The sequence below is a fragment of the Planctomycetota bacterium genome (genome assembly GCA_033763975.1).
Classification (GTDB): Bacteria; Planctomycetota; Phycisphaerae; order Phycisphaerales; family UBA1924; genus RI-211.
Genome location: JANRJM010000013.1, coordinates 225,506 through 247,357, shown reverse-complemented (window position 1 = coordinate 247,357; position 21,852 = coordinate 225,506). Strand labels below are relative to the sequence as shown.

22 protein-coding genes are annotated in these 21,852 nt (G+C 72.7%); 16 read left to right on the top strand and 6 right to left on the bottom strand.

The window, feature by feature from the left end; translation table 11 throughout:
• Positions 1–37 precede the first annotated feature (37 nt).
• From SFY69_08410 to SFY69_08400, 3 genes are all read right to left on the bottom strand, one after another.
• Positions 38–982, bottom strand: coding sequence for a hypothetical protein (locus SFY69_08410; GenBank protein MDX2132060.1), 945 nt, complete (start codon positions 980–982; stop codon positions 38–40).
• A gap of 111 nt (positions 983–1,093) precedes the next feature.
• Positions 1,094–2,071: a type II secretion system protein gene (locus tag SFY69_08405; GenBank protein ID MDX2132059.1), complete on the bottom strand. Its 978-nt coding sequence runs from the start codon at positions 2,069–2,071 to the stop codon at positions 1,094–1,096.
• Between the two features lie 114 nt (positions 2,072–2,185).
• Entirely contained in the window at positions 2,186–3,226 is a 1,041-nt protein-coding gene (locus SFY69_08400) for a phytase (protein MDX2132058.1), read from the bottom strand.
• Positions 3,227–3,373: 147 nt separating this feature from the next.
• Between SFY69_08400 and SFY69_08395 the strand changes: the two genes are divergently transcribed.
• The 13 genes from SFY69_08395 to SFY69_08335 all read left to right on the top strand — a co-directional run bounded on the left by SFY69_08395 (position 3,374) and on the right by SFY69_08335 (position 15,531).
• The gene (locus SFY69_08395) at positions 3,374–5,221 is read left to right on the top strand and encodes an ATP-binding protein (GenBank protein MDX2132057.1); all 1,848 of its coding nucleotides are present in this window, start codon (positions 3,374–3,376) and stop codon (positions 5,219–5,221) included.
• Positions 5,222–5,237: 16 nt separating this feature from the next.
• Positions 5,238–5,573 carry an STAS domain-containing protein gene (locus SFY69_08390; protein ID MDX2132056.1) on the top strand — a complete coding sequence of 112 codons (336 nt, stop codon included), beginning with the start codon at positions 5,238–5,240 and terminating at the stop codon, positions 5,571–5,573.
• Positions 5,570–7,342, top strand: a complete 1,773-nt coding sequence (locus tag SFY69_08385) for an ATPase, T2SS/T4P/T4SS family (GenBank protein ID MDX2132055.1) — start codon at positions 5,570–5,572, stop codon at positions 7,340–7,342. Before SFY69_08390 ends, SFY69_08385 begins: the two co-directional genes overlap by 4 nt.
• Positions 7,339–8,556, top strand: coding sequence for a type II secretion system F family protein (locus SFY69_08380; GenBank protein ID MDX2132054.1), 1,218 nt, complete (start codon positions 7,339–7,341; stop codon positions 8,554–8,556). Before SFY69_08385 ends, SFY69_08380 begins: the two co-directional genes overlap by 4 nt.
• Positions 8,553–9,638 carry a hypothetical protein gene (locus tag SFY69_08375; GenBank protein MDX2132053.1) on the top strand — a complete coding sequence of 362 codons (1,086 nt, stop codon included), beginning with the start codon at positions 8,553–8,555 and terminating at the stop codon, positions 9,636–9,638. The genes SFY69_08380 and SFY69_08375 overlap by 4 nt, the downstream gene beginning before the upstream one ends.
• The gene (locus tag SFY69_08370; GenBank protein MDX2132052.1) at positions 9,635–10,255 is read left to right on the top strand and encodes a PilN domain-containing protein; all 621 of its coding nucleotides are present in this window, start codon (positions 9,635–9,637) and stop codon (positions 10,253–10,255) included. Before SFY69_08375 ends, SFY69_08370 begins: the two co-directional genes overlap by 4 nt.
• The gene (locus SFY69_08365) at positions 10,252–10,842 is read left to right on the top strand and encodes a hypothetical protein (GenBank protein MDX2132051.1); all 591 of its coding nucleotides are present in this window, start codon (positions 10,252–10,254) and stop codon (positions 10,840–10,842) included. Before SFY69_08370 ends, SFY69_08365 begins: the two co-directional genes overlap by 4 nt.
• 31 nt (positions 10,843–10,873) lie before the next feature.
• Positions 10,874–11,416 carry a hypothetical protein gene (locus SFY69_08360; protein ID MDX2132050.1) on the top strand — a complete coding sequence of 181 codons (543 nt, stop codon included), beginning with the start codon at positions 10,874–10,876 and terminating at the stop codon, positions 11,414–11,416.
• 147 nt (positions 11,417–11,563) lie between these two features.
• Positions 11,564–12,040, top strand: a complete 477-nt coding sequence (locus SFY69_08355) for a prepilin-type N-terminal cleavage/methylation domain-containing protein (GenBank protein ID MDX2132049.1) — start codon at positions 11,564–11,566, stop codon at positions 12,038–12,040.
• A gap of 71 nt (positions 12,041–12,111) precedes the next feature.
• Positions 12,112–12,693, top strand: a complete 582-nt coding sequence (locus SFY69_08350; GenBank protein MDX2132048.1) for a GspH/FimT family protein — start codon at positions 12,112–12,114, stop codon at positions 12,691–12,693.
• Positions 12,690–13,805: a type II secretion system protein gene (locus tag SFY69_08345; GenBank protein MDX2132047.1), complete on the top strand. Its 1,116-nt coding sequence runs from the start codon at positions 12,690–12,692 to the stop codon at positions 13,803–13,805. The genes SFY69_08350 and SFY69_08345 overlap by 4 nt, the downstream gene beginning before the upstream one ends.
• Positions 13,805–14,308, top strand: coding sequence for a prepilin-type N-terminal cleavage/methylation domain-containing protein (locus tag SFY69_08340; protein MDX2132046.1), 504 nt, complete (start codon positions 13,805–13,807; stop codon positions 14,306–14,308). Before SFY69_08345 ends, SFY69_08340 begins: the two co-directional genes overlap by 1 nt.
• Positions 14,305–15,531, top strand: coding sequence for a hypothetical protein (locus SFY69_08335; GenBank protein MDX2132045.1), 1,227 nt, complete (start codon positions 14,305–14,307; stop codon positions 15,529–15,531). The genes SFY69_08340 and SFY69_08335 overlap by 4 nt, the downstream gene beginning before the upstream one ends.
• A gap of 16 nt (positions 15,532–15,547) precedes the next feature.
• Here SFY69_08335 and SFY69_08330 read toward each other — a convergent pair whose 3' ends face one another.
• Positions 15,548–17,128 carry an HD-GYP domain-containing protein gene (locus SFY69_08330; protein MDX2132044.1) on the bottom strand — a complete coding sequence of 527 codons (1,581 nt, stop codon included), beginning with the start codon at positions 17,126–17,128 and terminating at the stop codon, positions 15,548–15,550.
• Positions 17,129–17,139: 11 nt separating this feature from the next.
• Entirely contained in the window at positions 17,140–17,559 is a 420-nt protein-coding gene (locus SFY69_08325) for a response regulator (GenBank protein MDX2132043.1), read from the bottom strand.
• Between the two features lie 161 nt (positions 17,560–17,720).
• On the opposite strand from SFY69_08325, the gene SFY69_08320 reads away from it, so the two are divergent.
• Together SFY69_08320 and SFY69_08315 are read left to right on the top strand one after the other, a co-directional pair.
• Positions 17,721–18,416 (top strand): phosphatidylserine decarboxylase, encoded by a 696-nt coding sequence (locus SFY69_08320; GenBank protein MDX2132042.1) that lies wholly within the window; start codon positions 17,721–17,723, stop codon positions 18,414–18,416.
• A gap of 28 nt (positions 18,417–18,444) precedes the next feature.
• A complete protein-coding gene (locus SFY69_08315) occupies positions 18,445–19,341 on the top strand; it encodes a phosphatidylcholine/phosphatidylserine synthase (GenBank protein MDX2132041.1) in 897 nt (298 codons plus the stop codon).
• A gap of 34 nt (positions 19,342–19,375) precedes the next feature.
• Here SFY69_08315 and SFY69_08310 read toward each other — a convergent pair whose 3' ends face one another.
• A complete protein-coding gene (locus tag SFY69_08310; protein ID MDX2132040.1) occupies positions 19,376–21,355 on the bottom strand; it encodes an OPT family oligopeptide transporter in 1,980 nt (659 codons plus the stop codon).
• A gap of 152 nt (positions 21,356–21,507) precedes the next feature.
• On the opposite strand from SFY69_08310, the gene SFY69_08305 reads away from it, so the two are divergent.
• Complete coding sequence (locus SFY69_08305; GenBank protein MDX2132039.1) at positions 21,508–21,849, top strand: hypothetical protein; 342 nt, start codon at positions 21,508–21,510, stop codon at positions 21,847–21,849.
• Positions 21,850–21,852 lie beyond the last annotated feature (3 nt).

The following is a 21,852-nucleotide window of genomic DNA, read 5'->3' as shown; positions in this document are numbered from 1 at the left end:
GCCCGCGCTCGCGCGTCGGGCTCGTACGGGCGCGAACTTACGGGCAGGGCTGCCCGGCGACGACCTGCTCGAGGCCGGCGATGTCGTCCTGGTCGACGTTGCCGTCGCGGTTGAAGTCCGGATCGCTCGACGAGCACGAGGGGTCGCCCGCGACGACCTGCGCGAGGCACGCGATGTCGTCCTGGTCGACGTTGCCGTCCTGGTTGAAGTCGGGCTCGCAGGGCGGGGCCGACTCGCACTCGATGTTCGGCGCGCCCGGGGTGAGCGTGAAGTTCGGGTTGAGGACCTGCCCGTTGTCGGGAACGAACAGCGTCTCGTTGGGATCGGCGACCCACGGGCCAAAGCCGCCGCCGAGCACGTCCATGGTCACCCACCCGCCGCAGAGGCGCATCAGGGTGTCGGGCGTGAACGCGCTGGTTCCCGGGCGGATGTAGTCGGTGACATCGGGCCCGCCCAGCTGCGTGGAATACTGCAGGTGCGTGTCGCGGTTGTCGCCCTCCTTGTACCCCACGGCGTCGACGACGCGCGTCCAGGGCTGCGAGTCGAGCACGCCGTCGTTGTTCGCGTCGAGATCGTCGCCGACCGCGCCCGTGAAGCCCTCGACGATCAGGTACGTGTTCGAGCCGTTCTCGATGTCGGGGCTGAAGTCCTGCACGAAGATCGCCGTCGCGGGCTCGGCCTCGGGGATGAGCGCGTCCGTGCTGTCACGCCACATGAACAGGCGGTTGGCGCCGGTCGACTGCCCGGTAAGGGACAGCGCCTGGTCGATGGTGCCCGCGACGCACCCGCTGCCGCAGTCGCCCTCGATGACGAGGATCGTGAGCCCGTCCAGGCTCTGGTTGGGAGCCGCGCTGAGCAGCTCGATGAACTCGCGCCCCTGGTCCGTGCCCGGCGCGTTCACGAAGATCTCGTTGAACTGCACCTGGCCCTGCGCCACCCCGGCCAGCGCGACGAGCGCGCACACACCCATGAACTTCTTCATCGTTCGATCTCCTCTGATCCTCCCGGATCGTGTCGTACCGACTTCCCGGCGGGCTCGCTCGCCCCGCGCGACGCGCGCGGGCACGGACGATCCCGCCCCGCCCTGCCCCACCTACCAGTTGAGGCCCTGCTTCGTCAGCCAGCCCCCGTACACCTTGCCCTCGAGTTCGTCGTACTGGATGGTCCAGCGCCCGTTGACCTGCACGCTGCTCGCTTCCCACCGCCCGTCGCGACGCCCCGTGTCGGCGAACACCGCGACATGCCCGTCCGCGAACCCGATGTTGCCGTACATCTTGTCGTGGTTCACCTCGCCGGTGACCTTCCCGCCCTTGCCGTGCACCGGCCCCCAGTCCTCGTACCGCTGGCGCCCCGCGCCCGGAACGTTCAGGAACGGGACGCTCACCATCGACACGGGCCCGTCCGTCAGCACCTTCGCGCCCGGCACGATCTGCCCGTCCAGCAGCACGTCGTCGTCCGGGTCGAGCAGCACCGCCGCACCGTCGGCCAGCATCGGGACGATCGAGGGGGTCGCCGTGTTGCCGAGGCTCTTCTCGTTCAGCGGGCCCCGCAGCGTCGTGCGGTCCTTGTAGTTGCCCGTCTGCCGGTGGTTCTTCACGTCCGTGTGGGCCATGTACCACGACTGGCAGTAGTTCGTGTTGAACCCGCGGTCCGCCAGTTCGTCCAGTTGCGGCTGGGTGAAGCCGCGGTACGCCCCGCCGCTGTTCGCGCGCGAGAACGCCAGCGACTGGCTCGCCCGCGCGGGGCTCGAGGGGCACAACATGTTCGCCGCGTTGCCGAACCCGCCCAGCACGAAGTCCGCCACCCATCCCGTGGTGTCCAGCGAGCCGTAACTCTCGTCCGAGTCGTTGTCCCAGGGCCCGCTGGAGAAGTACCCGCGCTGGTCGTTCGCGTAGGCCGCGAACCCGGTCACGAACTGGCGCAGGTTGGCCGCGCACTTGGTGGTGCGCCCGCTCTCGCGCGCGTTCCCCAACGCCGGCAGCAGAATGCCGATCAGCAACGCAATCACAGCGATGACGACCAGCAGTTCGATCAGGGTAAACCCGAGTCGCCCATGCCGCGACCTGTCCATGCGTCAGTTTCCCGCTTCGCGCCGTCCAAACTCGAAGAGGGGAAACCTAGGGTTGATCGGCGATCTAAGTGTTAAGAAAGCGCAAACTTCACTCGCGCCCGCGGCGGGCCGGGCTTACTTCGCGCCGGCGGGACGAAGCGGCAGCGGGGGGCGGACCGAACGCGCAACGGCCTCCCACGCAAGCACTTTAAAGTTTGGCCCCTGCCCCTCGTTGTCCGCGTCCTGCACGACCACGCACCCGAACGGCATCGTGGCGCCCAGGGCCGCGGCACTCGCGGCGATCTCGCCGGGGTACTGCACCTCGTCGACGGACGCCGTGCGCTCAATGCCGAACACGCGCAGGCGCTCGAAGGTGCGGAGGTCGTACAGCACCACCTGTGTCGACCGGTCGAACGTCGCGAGCAGATACCCCGACCCATCCGCGTGGACGAACGTCGCGAGACCGATAACCGGCTTTATCAGTGCCTTGGGCGTCGGCGGTACGACAGCCGCGCCCGGCTGACCCCCCTGAACCGGGTACCTCCAGATGGCTCCCGTGGCGTCGCCGACCAGCACGTTCCCGGCGTGGACGGCGACGGCGCCAACTTCGGCGGGGTGCTTGAACGTTGTCGCGCGGGCGGCGCTGCGCGAGCCGTCGGGCGCGGGGGTGAGGCGGTGGTGCTCGATCGCGCCGCCGGGCAGCGCGACGACGCAGTCGAGGGCGGAAGCGTCAACGCCGGGGGCGAGCGCGACCGCGGTCGGGGTGGGGGCGGGCAGCGCGATGGAGAGGCCCGGGGCGAGGGAGAGCTTGCCGGCGGCCGAGATCTCGACGAAGGCGAGTGCGGGCTGCCCGCGCAGAGAAACGGCGGCGATGCCCGTGCCCCCGGGCAGTGAGCAAAGCGCGATCTGGTCGGCGCCGGGAAGATCGAGGATCTGCGTGGCGCGTCCGCCCAGATCGAAGGCAACGACGCCCGTGCGGGCGTGGGTGCCGAGGATCAGGCTGGCGGCGGGATCGCGCGAGTTGGTCCACACGGCCGGCGCGACGGCGGCGTCGGCGACGTCGGCGCGGGGATCGGTCTCGAGCGTGGGGGTGGCCCGGGGCGGGGGCGCAGAGGCCGCGGCGAGGCCGATGCTCAGCAGGGTGCAGATCGCGGCGCGGCGTGGGGCGGCGGGCATGGCGGTGTCCTCCGCGAGAAGGTTATCACCCGTGCCGGTCGGGCTGGGGGGGCGGGCGCGGAGCGCGCGCGCGGTGGGCGGCTGGACGACGCGGGAGGTCTGACCGATATCCGCACCGGGCCTCTCGCGCCCGCCGAGGACCGCACCGTGCCGACGAAGACCCGGAGGCTGCGCACGATCTCACGCCTGTGCGGCGTCGGCAACGGCGAACGCGCGGTGATCATTCCCGGCCTGTGCGTCGGCGGGCTGGTGCTGGGCGTGGTGGGCGTGTCGACCTGGTGGACGGTGCGTTCGGCGCGCGAGGCGGCGGAGGACGCACGGCGCACGCAGGTGCAGGCGGTGTCGCGCGTGCTGAGCCAGAGCGCGGAGACGATGCTCGCGGGGTCGGAGTGGACGGCGCTGCGCCGGATGGTGGCGGACGCGGCGCGCGAGCTGGAACTGGGCCGCTGCCGCATCGTGCTGAGCGACGGGACGGTGCTCGCGGACGCGGACCCGTCGCGGATCTCGGTGGTGACGCCCGAGGCGTGGCCCCCGCCTGGGGCGATGGTGGTGACGCCGCACGTGCCGGGGCGGGTCGAGGTGCGCACGCCCCTGCTGGTGCCCGGGCACGGGCAGGCGATGCTGGAGGTTGGCGCGGCGGTGACGTACCCCGGGTGGACGGCGTGGGAAGCGCAGGCGGGCATCGGGGTGGGCGCCTTCGCGGGCGTGCTGCTGACGTACCGGGTGATGCGCCGGCGGTGGCTGGCCCTGGGCGCGATCGGCGACGCGCTGCGGTGGAACGCGGGGGGCGAGCGTGACGCGGCGTCGCTGGAGGTCTCGCCCGCGCTGGGGGGCGAGGCGGCGTCGTGGAACGCGCTGGTGCGTGAGCGTGAAGCGCTGCGCGTGCGGACGCTGCTGACGGCGAGCGCCGAGCCGGGCGGGACCGCGCGGGCCGCCGAGGGCGCGATGACCGCGGCGCTCGACGCGCTGTGGCACGGCGTGCTGGTGCTGGACGAGCGCGGGGTGGTCGTGGCGGCGAACGGGGCGGCGGGCGTGGTGCTGCAGGCGGCCCGCGAGGCGATCGTGGGCGCGCCGGCGGCGCGCCTGCTGGGCGCGGGCGGCGGATCGGACATCGTCTCGGGCGTGCTGGCCGAGGGGTCGCGGTCTCGCGCGAGCGTTGAGGTCGAGCGCACCGGGAGCGGGGGCGAGCGGACGATGCTGCGGCTGACGGCGCGGCGGCTGCGGCGCGAGGACGGGGCGGCGGCGGTGGTGGTGATCGAGGACGTGACCCAGCAGCGCGTGGCGGACGAGAGCCGCAACGCGTTCGTGGCGCAGGCGACGCACGAGCTGCGCACGCCCCTGACGAACATCCGGCTGTACGCCGAGACGCTGGTGGACGACGGGGAGAACGACCCGGCGTTGCGGGCCAAGTGCCTGAACGTGATCACGGGCGAGTCGCGCCGCTTGGAACGGATCATCGCGGACATGCTGAGCGTGTCGGAGATGGAGGCCGGCGTGCTGAAGCTGCGCACGGACGACGTGCGTCTGGACGCGCTGTTCGAGGAGCTGGAGGCGGACTTCCGGGCGCAGGCGGAGGACCGGGAGATCGCGCTGCGGGTGGAGCTGCCCCCGAAGCTGCCGGTGATCCAGGGCGATCGGGACAAGCTGGTGCTGGCGCTGCACAACCTGGTGGGCAACGCGCTCAAGTACACGCCCGCGGGCGGGGCGGTGCGGGTGAAGGCGGACGCGGAGGGGGGCGTGCTGCGGGTGAGCGTGACGGACAACGGGATCGGGATCAAGCCCGAGGAGCAGGAGCTGGTGTTCGAGCGGTTCTACCGGGCGAAGGACAAGCGGATCACCGGGATCACGGGGTCGGGGCTGGGGCTGGCGCTGGCGCGGCAGGTGGTGCGGATGCACGGCGGGGACATCACGGTGGAGAGCCAGGTGGACAAGGGGAGCACGTTCACGCTGTCGGTGCCGCTGGCGCCGTCGCCGGCGGTGTGCCAGGCCGCGTAGCCGGGGGTGACCGGGGATGGACATCGAGGAACAGCGACAGGGAGCGGTCACGGTGCTCAGGCCGGTGGGCCCGCTGGTGCAGGGCGAGGTCGAGCAGTTCCGCGCGCGAGCGCGCGAGGTGTCGACGCGTTCGCTGGGGCGGCTGGTGATGGACGCCTCGGGCATCCCGTACGTGGACAGCCTGGGGCTCGAGGCGCTGGTGGGCGCGAGCGACGACCTGAGCGCCGGGGGACGGGCGCTGCGCGTGGCGGGGGCGGGCGAGACGCTGCGCGAGGTGCTGGACCTGACGGGGCTGGCGGACCGGTTCGAGTTCTACGAGGACGTGCACACGGCGGTGCGGAGCTTCCTGTGAGCCAGGCGAGCGGACAACCCGGGTTCCCGTCCGCGGGGCGCGTGCGCGTGGGCGACGTGCTGCTGGCCGAGGGGCACATCACGCCCGAGCAGCTGGAGCGCGCGCTTACGGAGCAGCGCACGGGCGGGCGCCTGCTGGGCGAGATGCTGGTGCAGCAGGGGGTCATCAGCCCGTCGGTGCTCGTGCGATCGGTCGCGAAGTGCCTGGGCGTGAAGGGCGTCACGCTGCGCCACGGGCTCATCGACCCGGCGCTGCTGAAGCTGCTGGGCGCCGAGGAGTGCGAGCGTCTGCGCGTCATCCCGATGTTCAAGGTGGGGCGCGAACTGACGGTGGCGATGGCCGAGCCCCAGAGCCTGCCGACGATCGACCGCGTGGCGCACCTCTCGGGGTGCACGGTGCGCCCGGTGCTCGCCATGGAGGCGAACATCCTCGAGTTCGTGAAGAAGTACTCGTCGGGCGATGTCGACGTCGACGAGTTCCTCACGAAACTCCAGGACGCGGCGGTGGAGGTGGTGGAGCGCGAGTCGGTGGACGAAGGGCCCTCCACCGACCTGGACCGGATGGTCGCGGGCAGCCCGATCGTGAACCTGGTGAACATCGCGCTGCTGACGGCGGTGAAGGACCGGGCGAGCGACATCCACATCGAGCCCGACAAGAAGGGGACGCGGATCCGCTACCGCATCGACGGGAACCTGCGCGACCTGATGAAGCCCCCCTCGGGCATGCACGCGGCGATCGTCTCGCGGGTGAAGGTCATCGGCAAGATGGACATCGCGGAGAAACGCCTGCCGCAGGAGGGGCGCGTGCGGATCGTGGCGGAGGGGCGCGAGATCGACCTGCGCGTGTCGAGCATGCCGACGCTGCTGGGCGAGAAGATCGTGGTGCGCGTGCTCGACAAGCAGAACCTGAAGGTGCGGCTGGAGGACCTGGGGTTCCGGGCCGAGCCCCTCGTCACGTTCAAGCGATTCCTGCAGCAGTCGCACGGGATGGCGCTGGTGACGGGCCCGACAGGGAGCGGGAAGACCACGACGCTGTACTCGGCGCTGGAACTGCTGCGCGGGCCCGAGGTGAACCTGCTGACGGTGGAGGACCCGGTCGAGTATCAGCTCGACATGGTGAACCAGATCCAGACGAACGAGCCGATCGGGCTGACGTTCGCGCGGGCGTTGCGGAGCATTCTGCGACAGGACCCGGACGTGATCATGGTGGGCGAGATCCGCGACAACGAGACGGCGCGCGTCGCGGTGCAGGCGGCGCTGACGGGGCACCTGGTGCTCGCGACGCTGCACACCAACGACGCGCCCGGCGCGGTGGCGCGATTGGTAGACATGGGCATCGAGACGTACCTGCTGAGCGGGGCGCTGAACGGCGCGGTGGCGCAGCGTCTGGCGCGGACGATCTGCGCCGGGTGCGCGACGCGCTACTACCCCAGCGAGCAGGTGCTGCAGGACGCGGGGCTCGACGCGACGCACGCGGGCAAGGCGTTCCGCAAGGGGGCCGGCTGCCAGCGCTGCCACGACTCGGGGTACCAGGGGCGGCTGGGCGTGTACGAGGTGTTCGAGGTGACGCCCGAGATCCGGCGTCTGGTGCACCACGGGCGCCCGACGCACGAGCTGCGCGCGAAGATGCGCGAGCAGGGGATGCTGACGCTGCGCGAGGAGGGCGTGCTGCTGGCGATCGACGGGAAGACGAACCTCGAGGAGATCCTGCGGGTGACGCAGAACGACGACGAGCAGCGCGCGGCGCCGGCGCACAAGGAGGCCGCGTGAAGTTCCGCGTGACCGGGTACGCCAAGGACGGGACATCGCTGCGCGAGACGGTGGAAGCGCCGAGCGCGCGCGAGGCGGGCGAGGAGGTTGCGCGCCGGGGCGTGTTCGTGTCGGAGGTGCGGGAGGTGCGGGGCGAGGGCGCGGGGCGCCGGCGCGTGCCGCGCCTGGGCGGGGGCGCGCGGGCGGAGCGGGCGGCGGCGTTCCTGCGGCAGCTGGCGGTGCTGGTGCAGACGGGCACGCCGCTGGTCGAGGCGATCACGTCGATCGAGCGCCAGCAGCCCGCGGGCGCGTGGCGCGACGCGCTGGCGTCGATGCGGACGCGTCTGGAAGAGGGCTCGCAGTTGTCGGAGACGCTGGCGCAGCACCCGGCGTACTTCGACGGGGTGTGCCGCAGCCTGATCTCGGCGGGCGAGTCGGGCGGGCGTCTGGACGCGATGCTGCAGCGTCTGGCGGTGTTCATGCGCCAGCGGGTGCGGGTGCGCAAGCAGTTGACCGGGGCGCTGGTGTACCCGGCGCTGCTGGTGGTGGTGGCGCTGGGCGTGACGGCGGGGATGCTGGGGTTCGTGATGCCGCGGTTCGAGGGGCTGTTCAAGACGCTCGACGCGCCGCTCCCGCCGACTACGCGCCTGCTGATGGACACCTCGGCGCTGGTGCGGACGTACTGGTACGTGGTCGTGGGGGTAGCGCTGGGGATCCCGGCGTCGCTGTACGTCTACGCGGGCACGCCGGGCGGGCGCCGGGCGCTGGAGCGTTGCATGCTGCGCACGCCACAGGTGGGGCGGCTGATGCGCGGGTTCGCGCTGGCGCGTCTGTCGCGCGTGCTGGGGGTGCTGCTGGAAGGGCGCGTGCCGATGCTGGACGCGCTGCGCCTGACGCGCGAGGCGGCTGGGGTAGCGAGCTTCGAGGCGCTGCTGGGCGAGGTCGAGTCGAGCGTGACGCGCGGGGAGAACGTGAGCACCGCGTTCAGCCAGTCGGACCTCGTGCCGCCGGTGATGGTGGAGGCGATCCGCAGCGGGGAGCGCTCGGGCCAGGTGCCCGCCGTGCTGCTGGCGATGGCCGACGCGATGGACGAGGACAACGAGGTGCTGCTGAAGACCGTCACCGGGCTGCTCGAGCCGGTGATCCTGGTGCTGCTCGGGCTCGTCGTGGGCGGGATGGCGATCAGCATGTTCCTGCCACTGTTCGACCTCACGGCGGCGGGAGGTGGGCGATGATCGCGCCCCGGGCGACGCTGATCGGCGTAGACCTCACCGGCGGCGTCGTGCGCCTGGCGCAGGGCGACGTGCGGGGCGGGCGCGTGCGGGTGCGCGCGTGGGCGTCGGGCGTGCGCTCGCCCGCGCGCGAGCCCGGCGCGATCTTCACGCCCGAAGACGCCTCGCTCGTCGCCGGGCTCGTGCGCCGCGGCGGGTTCTCGGGCGACCGTGTCGGCGTGGTGCTGCCCCAGCCGCTCGTGCTGAGCGCCTCGCTGGAACTGCCTCCTCGCTCGAGCGGGGCGCCGCTGGACCAGATCGCGCGGCTGGAGCTGGCCCGCGCGTCGCGCGTGGACGCGTCCGGCGTGCACCACGTCATGTGGGAAGTGCCGCCGCCCCCCCGTGCCAAGGACGGGCTGCACGCGATGTGCCTGGGCGTGGTGCGCGATCGCGTCGAGCCGATCATCGAGCGCCTGGAAGACGAGGGGCTCGAGTGCGTCGCGATGGAGTCCGGCGGGATGGCGATGGCGCGCGCCGCCGATGCGCTCGCGCTCCCCGGAGTGCTGACGTGCGTGCTCGACGTGGGCTGGGACGGGCTGACCATCGTGCTGGTGCTCGACCGCGCGATCGTGTTCGAGCGGGTCGTCGAGTCCACGAGTTGGAGGCAGGTGTGCGAGGACGTCGGCGCGCGGGGCGGCCTGCCGCCGGATCTCGTGCGGAGCCTCGCGCGGACGACCGACGCATCGGCCGACGCCTCGCCGGCGCTCCCCGAACGCGTCCGCGGGGCGATGCGGGGCGTGCAGACGGACTTTGGCGCGCGGGCCGCGCCGGAGGTGGCGCGCTCGCTGGCGTACGCGGCCCATCGCTACCCGGGGGCGCGTCCGGGGCGGGTGCTGCTCTGCGGCGAAGGGTGGCACGCCTCGGGCCTGCGCGAGCGCCTCGCCGAGTCGCTGGGCCTGCCCGTGCAAGAGCTCGACCCCGCGCGCCTCTGGGAGATCGATGACGCGGGGCCCGGGCGCGCGCCGATCGACCCCGCCTTCGCGATCGCGCTGGGCGTGGCGGTGCGCGACGTCCCGACCCGCGCCGGCGCACGGAGGGCGGCATGAACGGCGCGCTCAATCTGCTGCCCGCCTCGCGCGTCCGCGCGCTGCGCCTGCGCGCCCGCGCCCGCGCCTGGACCGGCGCCTGCGCGGCGTACGTCGTGCTGCTGGGCGCCGGCTGGGCGTGGACGGCGCTCTCTCGCCCGGCGACCGCCTCGCCCGCGGGCGACCTCGCCGAGACGCAGACCCGCCTGGCCGACGCCGAACGCGCGTGCCAGGCCCTGCGCCGGTCGGTCTCGGTCGCCGACGAACGACTGTCGACCGCGCGCGCCGTGGGCGACCATCCCGACTGGAGCCTGCTGCTCGATCTCCTGGCGCGGGCCAAGCGGGCGGACGTCGCGTTCGAGCGCGTGTCACTCTCGTCGCGCGGCGGGGGCCCGCCCCGCGCGGGCGAGGGCCTCGTGCGCCGCGGGCCCTGGACGCTCTCGCTCGCCGGGGTCGGCGGCTCGCAGCGCGCGGTATCGGACTTCGCGCTGCGCCTCGAAGAGTCGGGCGTCTTCGAGAGCGTGGCGGTCGTGGAACTCCGGTCCCGCGGCGACGCCCGCCCCGATCGCCCCGCGCTCGTGGAGTTCGGCGTGCAGTGCGCGCTGCGCGACGGTGCCTCCAAGGAGCCCCGCCGATGAACCTCGCACGTGTCTTCTCGGCGGTCGACCTCGTCGGCGTGGCCTGCGTCGCGGGCCTCACGCTGCTGGGCTACCTGGGCGTGGTCCGCCCCGCGCAGCAGGCGGCGGCGGCGGCGCGGCACGAGCGCGCCCAGCTCGACGAGCAGCGAGGCCTGCTCGACGCGCGCGAACGCGAGGTGCGCACGCTGCGCGAGCAGCTCGCCCGCGCCGAGGCCGACCTCGGCACGCAGGTCGTGCTGGGGCCCGCCTCGGGGCTCACGTCGCGCCTGGCGGCGATCCCGGAACTGGGCGACGAACTGGGCGTGCTGGTCCGCGAGGTGGCGCCGCGGCAGCCCACGCAGACTCCCCGCTACGGGACGATCCCGATCGTCGTGGGGGGCGAGTGCCCGCCCCACTCGTTCGCGCCGTTCCTGGGAGCGCTGCGCGAGCGGTTCCCGGACATGGAGACGGTCGCCTTCGGCGTGGGCGCCCGCCCCGATGCGCCCGACGAGCCGGCCCGGTTCACCGTCGAGATGATCTGGTACACGCGTGCCGGTGACGCCGCGCGTGCCGACGCCGACACGACATCCCGCGCGGAGCGGCCTTGACGGACGCCCGCGCGTATCGCCCATTCGGAGCGTGGAACTCACCGCACAACAGAAGTTCGCGTCCGGGGTGCTCGTGATCGGCCTGATCGCCCTGGGGGTCGACAAGCTCGTGCTCTCGGGCGGGGCGGCCCCGGCCACGGCGCACGCCACGACCGATACCGGCGGGGCCCCGGCGCCCGCGGCCTCGGCGCGCGCGCGGGCGCCGGAGGCCGAGTCGTTGGCCGAACGCCTGCGCCGGATGGCGGCCCAGATGGAGGGCGAGCCGCCCCCGGGCGGGGTCTTCCGCTGCCCGCCGGAGTGGCTGCCCGGGCCGTCCGACGACGCCCCGGCGCCTGTCGATGCGCCGGAGGTGTCCTCGACGCCGACGGGGCTGCGGCTGACGTCGGTCTCGACGGGAGTGGCGGTGGTGAACGGGGTGACGCTCGCGCTGGGCGAGAGCGTGGCCCTGCCCGACGGATCGGGACGCGCGACGCTGGTGGCGGTGGACGCGAAGGAGCGTCGCGCGACGTTCTCGGTCGCGGGGCACGAGGTCGCGTTGCAGGTTCCCACGGGAACGCGGGGCGCGCCGCGCTGAAGGTGGGATCATGCCGCTCGTGCGGGCTGGATGGTGCGCGAGTTGCTCAACACGAGTGCGTGAGGGGACGATGCAACATGCGGTCGGCGGGCGTCGGGCGATGGCCCCGGGCCCGACGCAGCCCCACCGGGCACATCGGAGGACGTCATGCGGCACGCCGTGCGTCGTGGATTCAGCCTGATCGAGCTGGTGATCGTCGTCGTCATCATCGGGATCATCGCGGCGATCGCGATCCCGCGGATGAGCCGCGGCGCGGCGGGCGCCGCGGACGCGGCCCTCTCGGGCAACCTCACCATTCTGCGCAACGCCATCGACCTGTTCCACACGGAGCACGGCGGGACGGACGCGGACTGGCCCAAGGTCCTCACCTTTGAAGCGCAGCTGACGACGTACACCAAGCTCGACGGCACGGCGAACGCGACCAAGACCGGCGAGTTCATCTTTGGCCCGTACCTGCGCGCCATTCCCCCGCTGCCCGTGGGGAGCAAGAAGGGCCAGACCGGCGTCGCCGCGGCGGTCGGCGCCACCGTGGGCTGGGTGTACGACGAGAGCACCGGCGCCATCCAGGCGGCGCTCGCCGACGGCGAGGTCGACGCGAACGGCAAGAAGTACAACGCGTATTGAGGGGGCGGGGCCGTCGTGCACGGCGCAACTCCCGAACAGTCTGTCGTGCAGGGGGCGCAGGGGCTCGACTGATGCACCCGCCAGCCGAACGTCGCCCGGCGAACGAACTTCGCCGGGCCTTTGCGCGCCCCGGGTTCAGCCTGATCGAGCTCGTGCTCGTGCTCGGCGTGGTGGCGGTCGTCGCGGCGATGGCCGTCCCGCGCTACGCCGTCGCGCAGAACCGCTACCGCGTCGACGCGAGCGCCCGGCGGGTCGCGGCGGAACTCGAGCTGGCGCGAGAGACCGCCGAAGCGTCGAGCGCGCCCGTGGTCGTCATGTTCTTCGAGGGCTACTGCCAGTTCAAGGTGCGTCCCGCGCGGGGCACGCCCCGCACGCCCGACCTGTCCATCGAGCCCTACGGGGGCGTCATCTCGACCGCGACGTTCGGGACCTCGGACTCGGTCACGTTCGACGCGTTCGCCCGCCCGAGCGACGCCGGCACGGTGACCGTCCGCGCCGGGCGGGTCGCTTCCACCGTGACGGTCGCGTCCGACGGGTCCGTGCGGGTGGGCACCCCGGAAGTGGTCGCGACGCGCGTGGTCGTCGATCGGACGCGCTCCGTGCCGGCCGACATCGAGGTGGGCGAGGTCACCGCCGAGGAGGACAAGCGATGACGCGCCGGGCCTTCTCGCTCCTCGAGATGGTCGTGAGCCTCGGTGTCGTCGCGCTCATCGGCGCGGCGCTGGCCTCTTCCATGGTGCTCGCGGCCCGGGCCTCCCCGCGCGAGGACGACGCCGTGTCCCGCACGCTCGCCGCGCGTCGGATCGCCGAACGCGTTGCGTCCGACGTCTCGCTCGCGACCGCGATCGTCGCGCGGTCTGCGCACGCGGTCGAGCTGACGCTCGCCGACCAGGACCAGGACGACGTCCACGAGACCGTCTCGTGGGCGTGGTCGGGCACCCCCGGCGATCCGCTCGTGCGCGCCCAGAACGGGAAGCAGACCCACGCCTTCGACGACGTGCACGCGTTCTCCATCGACTGGGACACGGTGAACGACTCGGTGACCGCCGCCACCGCGGGCTCGTACGGCTCGGAGGTGCTGCTCGCGTCGTTCGACGACGACGCCGACGGCTCGACCGCGCTCACCGCGTCGACCCGCGTCGCGCAGTTCATCTGCCCGACGCTGCCCGCCGGCGCAACGCACTACAGCATCTCGCGTCTGCGCGTCCGCGTCTCGCCTTCCAGCATCCTCTCCGCGACGCTCGTCGCCGATTGCACGCTTCCCGACGGCGACGACCTCCCCGGCACGGTCGAGTCGTCGGCGTCCGCGCTGCTGGCCCTCAACCTCCCGGCGGCGTCGTGGATCACCTTTGACTTCTCGGGCTTCGGCGCCGGGCCGTCGGACATCCCCGCCGGCACCGGGCGGTGGTTCGTCTTCCGCCAGGCGCTGCTGCCGTTCGTCTCGTTCCCCACGCAGTCGGCGGTCGCGAACACGGAAGCGGGCGTCGCCGTCTCGACCTCCTCCGGCGCCTCGTGGGGCGCTCGCCCCGACGTGAGCCTGCGCTACGAGCTGTACGGCTTGGTAAAGCAGCCCGGTACCATTGTCGCCAGCGCGGCCCGGGCCTCGGGCGTGCGCGTGCACGTCGACTCGGGCGGGAGCGACGGCGAAGCACGCGCCGGCGCCGGCATGCCCGCGAGGCCCCTGCTGCCCGCGTTGTCCGCCACGCCCCTCGTGCTCGACATCTCGGTGACGGCGGACGAGCCGATCGTCGCGGAGGACAAGTGATGCGCCGGGGCTTCTCGCTCATCGAGGCGACGATCGCCGCGGCCGTGCTCGTCGTGCTCGTGATCGGCGCGCTGGAAACCCTGGGCGCCACCGCCCGGGCACGCCACCGGCTCGCGGATGCGGCCCGGGCGCACGCGCTCGCCGAATCGCTGTGCGCCGAGGTCGGCGCCCGGGCGTTCAGCGACCCCGACGCCGGCACGGACGCCATCGGGCCAAACCCGGGCGACGCGGGCGTGACGCGCGCGGGGTTCGACGACGTGGACGACTACCACGCCCTTTCCGAGAAGCCCCCCGAGTCGCGCGACGGCGTCGCGGGGGCCGACGGGTCCTGGCAGCGCGACACCGAGGTCGTGTGGATGACGCGGCTGCCCTCCGGCGCCTTGACGCCCTCGCTCACCGCGACCTCCATCAAGCGCGTGACCGTCACGGTGCGCAAGGACGGCGTGCCGCTCGCGACGCGGGTGGTCTACCGGACGCGCGGCGCCGACGAGGTGCTCCCGTGAAGCGCCGCCGACGCGGCGGGGTGTACGCGCTCGTGTTGTGCGTGGGCGTGGCGCTCACCGGGCTGGGCATCGCGGCGCTCGGGATCGTGCGGGTGCAGCGCACGAGCGCGGAAGCGGGGGGCGACGCCGCCGACGCGCGCCGGGCCGCCGCGTCCGCGTTCGAGATCGTGTGCGACGTGCTGCACGCCGACCCGCGGGGCACGTCGTGGCGTGCGGACAAGGGGCCCTACACGGCGGTCAACCACGCCGACGCCGGGCTTCGCATGGCCGGCACGCTGGCCGATCCCGCGGGTGATCTGACGGCGGACACCGGCGAGCCCGTGCGTCTCGAGGTGCTCGCGGCAAAGGGGGCCGCACGCCAGGGCCTGCGCGCCGATGCGCTGCCGAGCTTCGGGCACCTCGCGAGTGTCACGGCCGGGTGCGTCTGGGCGGGCGGGAGCGCGACGTTCAACGGCACGACCGTCTTCGCCGACGACGTCATCGGCGCGAACGGCGCGATGCACGCCGTCTCCGCGAGCGTCGCGGCGCCCGTCGCCGCCGGCGCGATCACCGGCTCCTCGTTCCAGCGGTCGACCCGTGTGCTGACCGAGCCGGTCGAGATGCCGGGCCCGGGCGTGGTGGCGGCGTGGTCGGCGATGGGCACGCCGATCGCATACGCCTCGCTCACGGGGGGCGAACTGCGGGACGTGGTGCTGTCGTCCTCGTCGAACCCGTTCGGCGCCGCGGACCCGAACGGCATCTATGTCATCGACTGCCGGGGTGCGCCCGTGCGTCTGCGCGAGTGCCGCATCGTCGGCACCCTCGTGCTGGTGGATGTCGGGGCGGGGGCCCAGATCATGGAGAGCGTGCTCCTCGAGCCCGGCGCGGGCGGCGTGTCGCTCATCGTCGACGGGTCCATCGCCATCACGCAGACCTCGACGGACTTCGCGGAGTCGTCGCTGCGCGTGAACCTCAACCCCGCCGGCACGCCCTACCGTGGCGTGAGCGACGCCGATCAGAGCGACTCGTACCCGGGGTTGCTGCGCGGGCTCATCTACGCGACGGGCGACGTCGCGTGCAAGGGCGTCGTGACCATCGAGGGCGTGCTGCTGGTCGGGAGGCACTTCGCGACGGAAGGGCGCCTCACCGTCCGCGCGGCCCGCCCGGCGACGCCCGCCCCCGGCTTCCGCGAGACGGTGGGGTGGTCCATCGACGGCGCAACGCTGACGCGGGTGGTCGAGTAGAGCGCTGTGAATCGCCTCACGCGGCCTGGGCCGCCTCGGCACGCCGCGCGTTGAACAGTTCGTCGTACCCGGTCAGGTCGATCGTCCGCAGCAGCGACGCGATGCGCGCGTCCAGTTGGCTCCCGCCGCACCGCTCGATCTCGGCCAGCACGCGCGGGCGGGGCATGGCGGGGCGGTACGAGCGGTTGCTGCTCATGGCGTCGAAGGTGTCGGCGACGGCGATGAGGCGCGCGATCAGCGGGATGTCCTCGCCCGCGAGCCCCGCGGGGTACCCGTGCCCGTCGTAGCGCTCGTGGTGGTGCAGCACGCCCGGGAGCACGTCCTCGAACCCCGGGATGTCGCGCAGGATGCGGTGCCCGATGGCCGGGTGCTGCTTGACGGCGTCGAACTCCTGCGGGGTGAGCGCGCCGGGCTTGCACAGCACCCCCTCGGGCACGCCGATCTTGCCCACGTCGTGCACCAGGCCCGCGATGTGCACGCGGTCGCTCTCGCGCTTCGAGAGCCCGGACGCGAGCGCGAGCTCGCGCGCCATCCACGCGACCCGCTCGGAGTGGCCGAACGTGTAGCGGTCCTTCGCGTCGATCGCCGCCGAGAGCGCCCGCACCGTGCCGACGAACGAGGCGTGCAGGTCGTCGTACAGCGCGAGGTTGTCGGCGAACGCCGTCACCAGCCCGGCGGACGCCTCCATGAGCTGGCTGTCGTAGCTGCTGACGAACGGGTCCTCGCCGTGCTTGCCCCCGCAGAGCAGCACGCCCGCGACCTGCCCCTTGCAGCGGACGGGCTCGACGATGATCTGGGGGGGCGTGCCCTCGACGGCGAAGGGGCTCTGGCTGGTGATGGTGCCGGTCTCGCCGCACGCGCGGAGCAGCCCCATCGCACCCTCGCGGAGGCGCGGGTGCGCGACCGGCGTCTGCCCGCGCGAGAGCGTCATCCCGCGCAGGCGGGGCGTGATCGCCGGCGCGTCGGAGAAGACCGCCGCCACCCACGAGAAGCTCATCGTCGCGTGCAGGCGCTCGCACACCATGCCCAGGAATCCGGCGGCGTCGAAGGGCCCGTGCATCGAGCGTCCGAGCGAGTACAGCAGGTCGATCGTGTCGAACGACTCGCCCAGTTGGCGCGAGAAGCCCTCGATCGTCTCGTCGCGCTCGTGCAGCTCGAGCGCGTCGGCCGCGAGCCCCTCGAGCGTGCGGCGCACCAGCTCTGCGGGGCGCGCCCCCCCGCACACGAACGCCGACAGATCGGCGCGCGTCGCGTGCGGATCGAGCGAGGCGTGCCGGCACATCTCGGCGAACGCCGGGTCGGCGTGGAAGCCCTCGTCGAGCACGAGCGCCGCGATGCGCCCGCGCTCGCCACGCACCGTGGTGTACGCGACCAGCGCGATGCGCACCTTCGGCGCGGCGTCCACCACGCCCGAGTGCGCCGCCCCGTTCACCGCCGTCATCACCCGCGGGGTCCGCATGAGCGCCGCCAGCGCCCGCGGCCGCACCGTCGTGCCCGCGATCCGCCCCTCCGGCGTCAGCAGGCACGCCCCCAGGCCCAGCAGCTCGCACCGATCGATGATCGCGGCGCCGATGTCCCGTGCGGTGCGGTCGTTCATGGCACGTCCCTCTACGCGGCCAGGGCCGACGGATCGCCCGGGGCCCGGTCCGGGCCCAGCAGGGCCCGCACGCGATCGACCAGCTGCTTCACGCCGAACGGCTTCGCGATCACCTGGCGGATGTTCGTGTGCTCGAGGTCCTCCGGCGCGATGATGTACCCGCGCGCCGTCAGCATCAGCGCGGGCGTCTCGCGCGTCGGCGCCATCTCCCGCAGCACGCGGCACATCTCCAGCCCGCTCATCACGGGCATCTGCAGGTCGCTCAGGATGAGGTCCGGGCTCAGCCCGCCGAGCACCGCGTCCACGCCCTCCTGCCCCGTCCGCGCCTCGTGCACGACGTACCCGTGCGCGCGGAGCTTGTGCGCGATCACCTGGCGGATCGGCGCCTCGTCGTCGCACACCAGCACCGTTCTCGCGCGAGCCGCGTTCATGTGCTCCCGACATCGAACCCCCGGCGCGCGTCCTTGAGCCCGCGCCTCATCACCGCCGTTCTGGGACCTCGGTGCGCGGCGCAGAGTGAATCTCCCGCGGTTTCCTATACTCTTCCGTGCCCCCCGCGACCCCCGACGGCTCACACCCCACCCGCGAGGTCGTGCCCGACGCCCCCGCCCCGATCCTCGCCCCCGAAGGACGTCCCATCCTCGCCGGCTTTGTCGTCGGTGGCGTGCTCGTCAGCGCCATCGCCATCGGCGGGCTCTACACCATCGGGCTCGAGCACGTCGCCTACCCCGTCCCGGTGGTCGCGCTGCTGCTGATCGTCTGGTGCGCCTGGTTCTTCCGCGATCCCCCGCGGAGAATCCCGCAGGAGACAGGCGCTTTCCTCAGCGCCGCCGACGGACGCGTCTGCCTCATCGACCGCGCGCCGCCGCCGCCCGAACTCGGCCTGGGCGACGAGCCCCGCGATCGCGTGTGCGTGTTCATGAACGTCTTCGATGTCCACGTGAACCGTGCGCCAGCGCGTGGCGTGGTCGAGCGCCTCGAGCACCGCGCGGGCAAGTTCTTCAACGCGTCCTTCGACAAGGCCAGCACCGACAACGAGCGGCTCTCGATGCTGCTGCGCCTTCCCGACGGCGCCGCCCTGCCGGTCGTGCAGATCGCGGGGCTCGTCGCGCGACGCATCGTCTGCCGCGTGAGCGTCGGGAAGCAACTCGCCGCCGGCGAACGCTACGGAATGATCCGGTTCGGCTCGCGGGTGGACCTCTATCTTCCTGCGGGGACGGAAGTGACGGCGCGCCTGGGACAGCGGGCGGTGGCGGGGGAGACGATCCTGGCGCGTCGCGCCGGCTAGGCCGCCGCACGCTATCTCCGGAGCACCGATGTTCATCCGCCTGGGCCCACGCAAGCACGAGTTCCCGGTCGCCGCCCTCATCCCGAACCTGCTCACCACGGTGGCGCTCTGCTGCGGGCTGGCGGCGTTGCACTTCGCGACGCGTCACGAGTGGGATCGCGCGCTGGGCGCGGTCGTGCTCGCGGGCGTCTTCGACGCGCTCGACGGGCGGGCCGCCCGCCTCCTGCGCGTCAGCTCCGGTTTCGGGGCCGTGCTCGATTCGCTCTCCGACTTCCTCGCCTTCGGGATCGCGCCCGCGATGATCCTGCACGAGTGGCTGCGCGTGCAGGAGAAGCTCGAGGGCAAGCTCGGCGCCTTCGCCCTGGCCGCGTTCGTCACCTACGCCCTGTGCGCGGCCCTGCGCCTCGCGCGATTCACCGCCGACGCCCCCGCGTCCAAAGCACCCCGCGCGGATCGCGCGCCCGAGCGGACGCCCGGCGCCCCGGCGGGCGAACGCACGATCGAGCGGCCCGCGACCTACTTCACCGGCATGCCCTCGCCCGCCGCGGCGGGCGCGGTGCTCATCCCGCCCATGCTCGCGCGATCCGGCATCCTCGACTGGACCGCACCCGCGTGGGTCGTCATGGTGTACACGCTGGTCATCGCGGTGCTCATGGTCACGCGCGTGCCCATGTTCTCGCTCAAGGCGCTCCGCATCACGCGCCGCGCGGTCGTCCCGCTGCTGGTCTGCGTCGGGCTGCTCGCGGTCGGGGCGGCGGTGGACCTGTGGCTCACGCTCAGCGTGCTCGCGGCGCTCTACGTGCTCTCGATCCCGCTGACGCTCGTCGCCGCCCGGCGGCGTGCCGGCGCGATGGGCTGCACGACGCCTCCCGACGCCGCCCCGGGCGAGCGCGCCGACCCCTCGGCCGACCCCGCCGCCCGCTGACCTCCCCGGACCTCCGCTCGCGCCCGCGCCGACGTCACTTCGGCGTCAGCCACAGGATGCCGACGACCGTGCTGGCGATGGCGATGACCGCCGCCAGCAGCGCCTCGCCCGCGATGAGGCCCGACGCAACCGGCGTGTTGTACTTCTCGCACTGCTTCGCGTGCACACGCCGCCACACCTCGGTCAGCACCGCGCCGATCGCGAAGCTGAGCGAGTTCGCGAACGGCACGACCCACGCGAGCCCCAGCCCCATGGCGCTGGGCAGGTACTTGCGGCTCTTGGGGAACAGCGCGCCCGCCAGCGGGAGCAGGATCCCCACCAGCCCGCCCACCACGATCGCCGCCTGCGCCGTCTGCGGCACGCTGTCGAGCCCCTTCGTCAGCGCCTCGGCGAAGGCCCGCCACATGTTCGCCGCCGGCGGGTTGTACTCCTCCAGCACGTCCTTGTTCGGGAACATCAGGTACCACGCCGGCACCACCGACAGCGTGCCGAAGAAGCACCCGAAGAACTGCGCGAGGAACTGCTTGCGCGGGTTCGCGCCCAGCAGGTACCCGCTCTTGAGGTCGGTCAGCAGGTCCGCCGACGCGCCGCCCGCCGCCGACGTCACGCCCGCCGACATCAGGTTCACCGTCACGTTCCCCTTCGCGAGCAGCGCGTACAGGAGCTGCGTCACCTTCCCCATCGCGCCGATGGGCGTCGTGTCGGTCTCGCCCGTGGCGCGGCAGCACACCAGCGCCACCGGGAACGCCATCACCACCGCGATCGTGCCCAGCAGATAGCTCATCTGGAACGCGTAGTGCTGCAGGATCACCAGGCCCAGCCCGATCGGCACCAGCCCGATGACCAGCCACATGAACGGGACTTCGATCGCGTCCATCGCCGTCGATTCGGCCCCCGGCGCCTTCTTCTCGATCTTGAACGCCCGCACCAGCGCCTTCCACTGCACCGCCAGGCTCGTGAGGCTCGAGAAGATCATCAGGCTCGTGCCGCCCCACAGCGACCAGCGGATCGGGTTGAAGGCCCCCTCGGGCCCGTACGTGAACGACGTGACCGCGTTCCCGGTCGCGCTTGCATCCAGCCCGTGCAGGTACGGGATGAAGAACAGGAACAGCAGCAGCGATCCGCCGAGCATCGACAGCGACACGCGCAGGCCCACGATCATCCCCGCCGCCACCAGCAGCCCGCTGGGCTCAAAGCCCCATGTCGCGACCGTGCCGCGGGGCACGAGCCAGGAGCTCGGGAACGCCATGAACTCGGGCACCTTCAGCCACTTGCTCGCGTCCACCAGCCACAGCGGCGCCTTCTTCGCCTCGTGCAGCAGGTGCACGAGCCCCTCGTACGACCGCAGGAACGCCAGCAGCATGCCGATGAGCAACGCCGCGACCAGGCTCGTGGCCTTCTGCGCGGCCTCGCGCCCCTTGGTGTACAGGCTGCGCAGCGTCTCCGCCGCGGCGATCCCGCTGGGGAAGGGCAACTGCTCGTGGTTGATCATCTGGCGCTTCATGGGGATGGCGAGGAACACCCCCAGCCCCGCGCTCAGCAGCACGAACGGCACGAGCACCTGCCAGTTCATGTGGTTGCCGCTGATGAGCAGCAGCGCGCCGACGGCGGTGCCGACCGTGCCGCCCGTGGAGTACCCCGCCGCCGACGCCGTGCTCGCCATGCACGTGTTCTCGAGGATCGACATCTGGCGCAGCTTGCCGCCTGTCAGGGCGCGCAGCGCGTTCCAGATGACGTAGCTGAGCACGCACGCCGTGATCGCGACGCCGAACGCCCACCCGAGCTTCACCGTCGTGTACAGGTTCGAGAGGGACATGAGCATGCCCAGCACGCCCCCCATGAGCACCGCGCGCAGCGTGAGCTGCGGCATGCGGTCGCCCTGGTACACGTGGCGGAACCAGTGCCGGTCCTTCTCCTCCGGGCTCGCGTCGGGCGAGAGCGGCGGGGGCGGGGCGAGGCGCGGGTCGTCGCCCGCCATGGGCCCGGAAGCCGCTCCAGAAACAGCGTCGGCCATGAGTGTCCTTCCCGCGGGCGGTTGGCCCGCAAGGGGGCAGACTAACAGAACGCGCCGTTCGGCACGTCTTGCTCGCGCCGGCGGGGCCCGGTAATCTCCCGGCCTCGGCCCATCGGCCGACCTGCGAACTGGGTGCCGCCGACGGAGGGAACATGCTCGTACGCGCCGCTGCGACCGTGCTGCTCGCCGGAGGGATCATCTGCCTCGGCGGCGCCTACAAGAGCATGGAAGACAACTCGCAGTATCACACGTACTTGGCCAACTTGGAGGCGGGCATCATCGCCGGGCAGATGGCCGGGGGCTACTTCCGCGATGGCGGGAAGTCGATGGAAGAGCGAATGAGCAGCTTGGGTGCGCTTGCGGACAGCACCAACGCAAACTTCTGGTGGTATCTCGTCCCGGGCGCGTTCATGTGCGCGTTCGGCGTGGCCGGGTTCACCGCTCGGCGTGAACGGGTCGCGGCAGGTGTACCCGGCAGCGCGCTCGTCCACTGATGC

Bases quoted from the DNA above. Each gene is read 5' to 3' on its own strand.
- SFY69_08315 (MDX2132041.1), top strand. From the start codon at position 18,445: ATGTTCATCCGCCTGGGCCCACGCAAGCACGAGTTCCCGGTCGCCGCC.
- SFY69_08340 (MDX2132046.1), top strand. From the start codon at position 13,805: ATGCGCCGGGGCTTCTCGCTCATCGAGGCGACGATCGCCGCGGCCGTG.
- SFY69_08310 (MDX2132040.1), bottom strand. From the start codon at position 21,355: ATGGCCGACGCTGTTTCTGGAGCGGCTTCCGGGCCCATGGCGGGCGAC.
- SFY69_08330 (MDX2132044.1), bottom strand. From the start codon at position 17,128: ATGAACGACCGCACCGCACGGGACATCGGCGCCGCGATCATCGATCGG.
- SFY69_08400 (MDX2132058.1), bottom strand. From the start codon at position 3,226: ATGCCCGCCGCCCCACGCCGCGCCGCGATCTGCACCCTGCTGAGCATC.
- SFY69_08390 (MDX2132056.1), top strand. From the start codon at position 5,238: ATGGACATCGAGGAACAGCGACAGGGAGCGGTCACGGTGCTCAGGCCG.
- SFY69_08325 (MDX2132043.1), bottom strand. From the start codon at position 17,559: ATGAACGCGGCTCGCGCGAGAACGGTGCTGGTGTGCGACGACGAGGCG.
- SFY69_08345 (MDX2132047.1), top strand. From the start codon at position 12,690: ATGACGCGCCGGGCCTTCTCGCTCCTCGAGATGGTCGTGAGCCTCGGT.
- SFY69_08405 (MDX2132059.1), bottom strand. From the start codon at position 2,071: ATGGACAGGTCGCGGCATGGGCGACTCGGGTTTACCCTGATCGAACTG.
- SFY69_08370 (MDX2132052.1), top strand. From the start codon at position 9,635: ATGAACGGCGCGCTCAATCTGCTGCCCGCCTCGCGCGTCCGCGCGCTG.
- SFY69_08410 (MDX2132060.1), bottom strand. From the start codon at position 982: ATGAAGAAGTTCATGGGTGTGTGCGCGCTCGTCGCGCTGGCCGGGGTG.
- SFY69_08375 (MDX2132053.1), top strand. From the start codon at position 8,553: ATGATCGCGCCCCGGGCGACGCTGATCGGCGTAGACCTCACCGGCGGC.
- SFY69_08305 (MDX2132039.1), top strand. From the start codon at position 21,508: ATGCTCGTACGCGCCGCTGCGACCGTGCTGCTCGCCGGAGGGATCATC.
- SFY69_08355 (MDX2132049.1), top strand. From the start codon at position 11,564: ATGCGGCACGCCGTGCGTCGTGGATTCAGCCTGATCGAGCTGGTGATC.
- SFY69_08365 (MDX2132051.1), top strand. From the start codon at position 10,252: ATGAACCTCGCACGTGTCTTCTCGGCGGTCGACCTCGTCGGCGTGGCC.
- SFY69_08350 (MDX2132048.1), top strand. From the start codon at position 12,112: ATGCACCCGCCAGCCGAACGTCGCCCGGCGAACGAACTTCGCCGGGCC.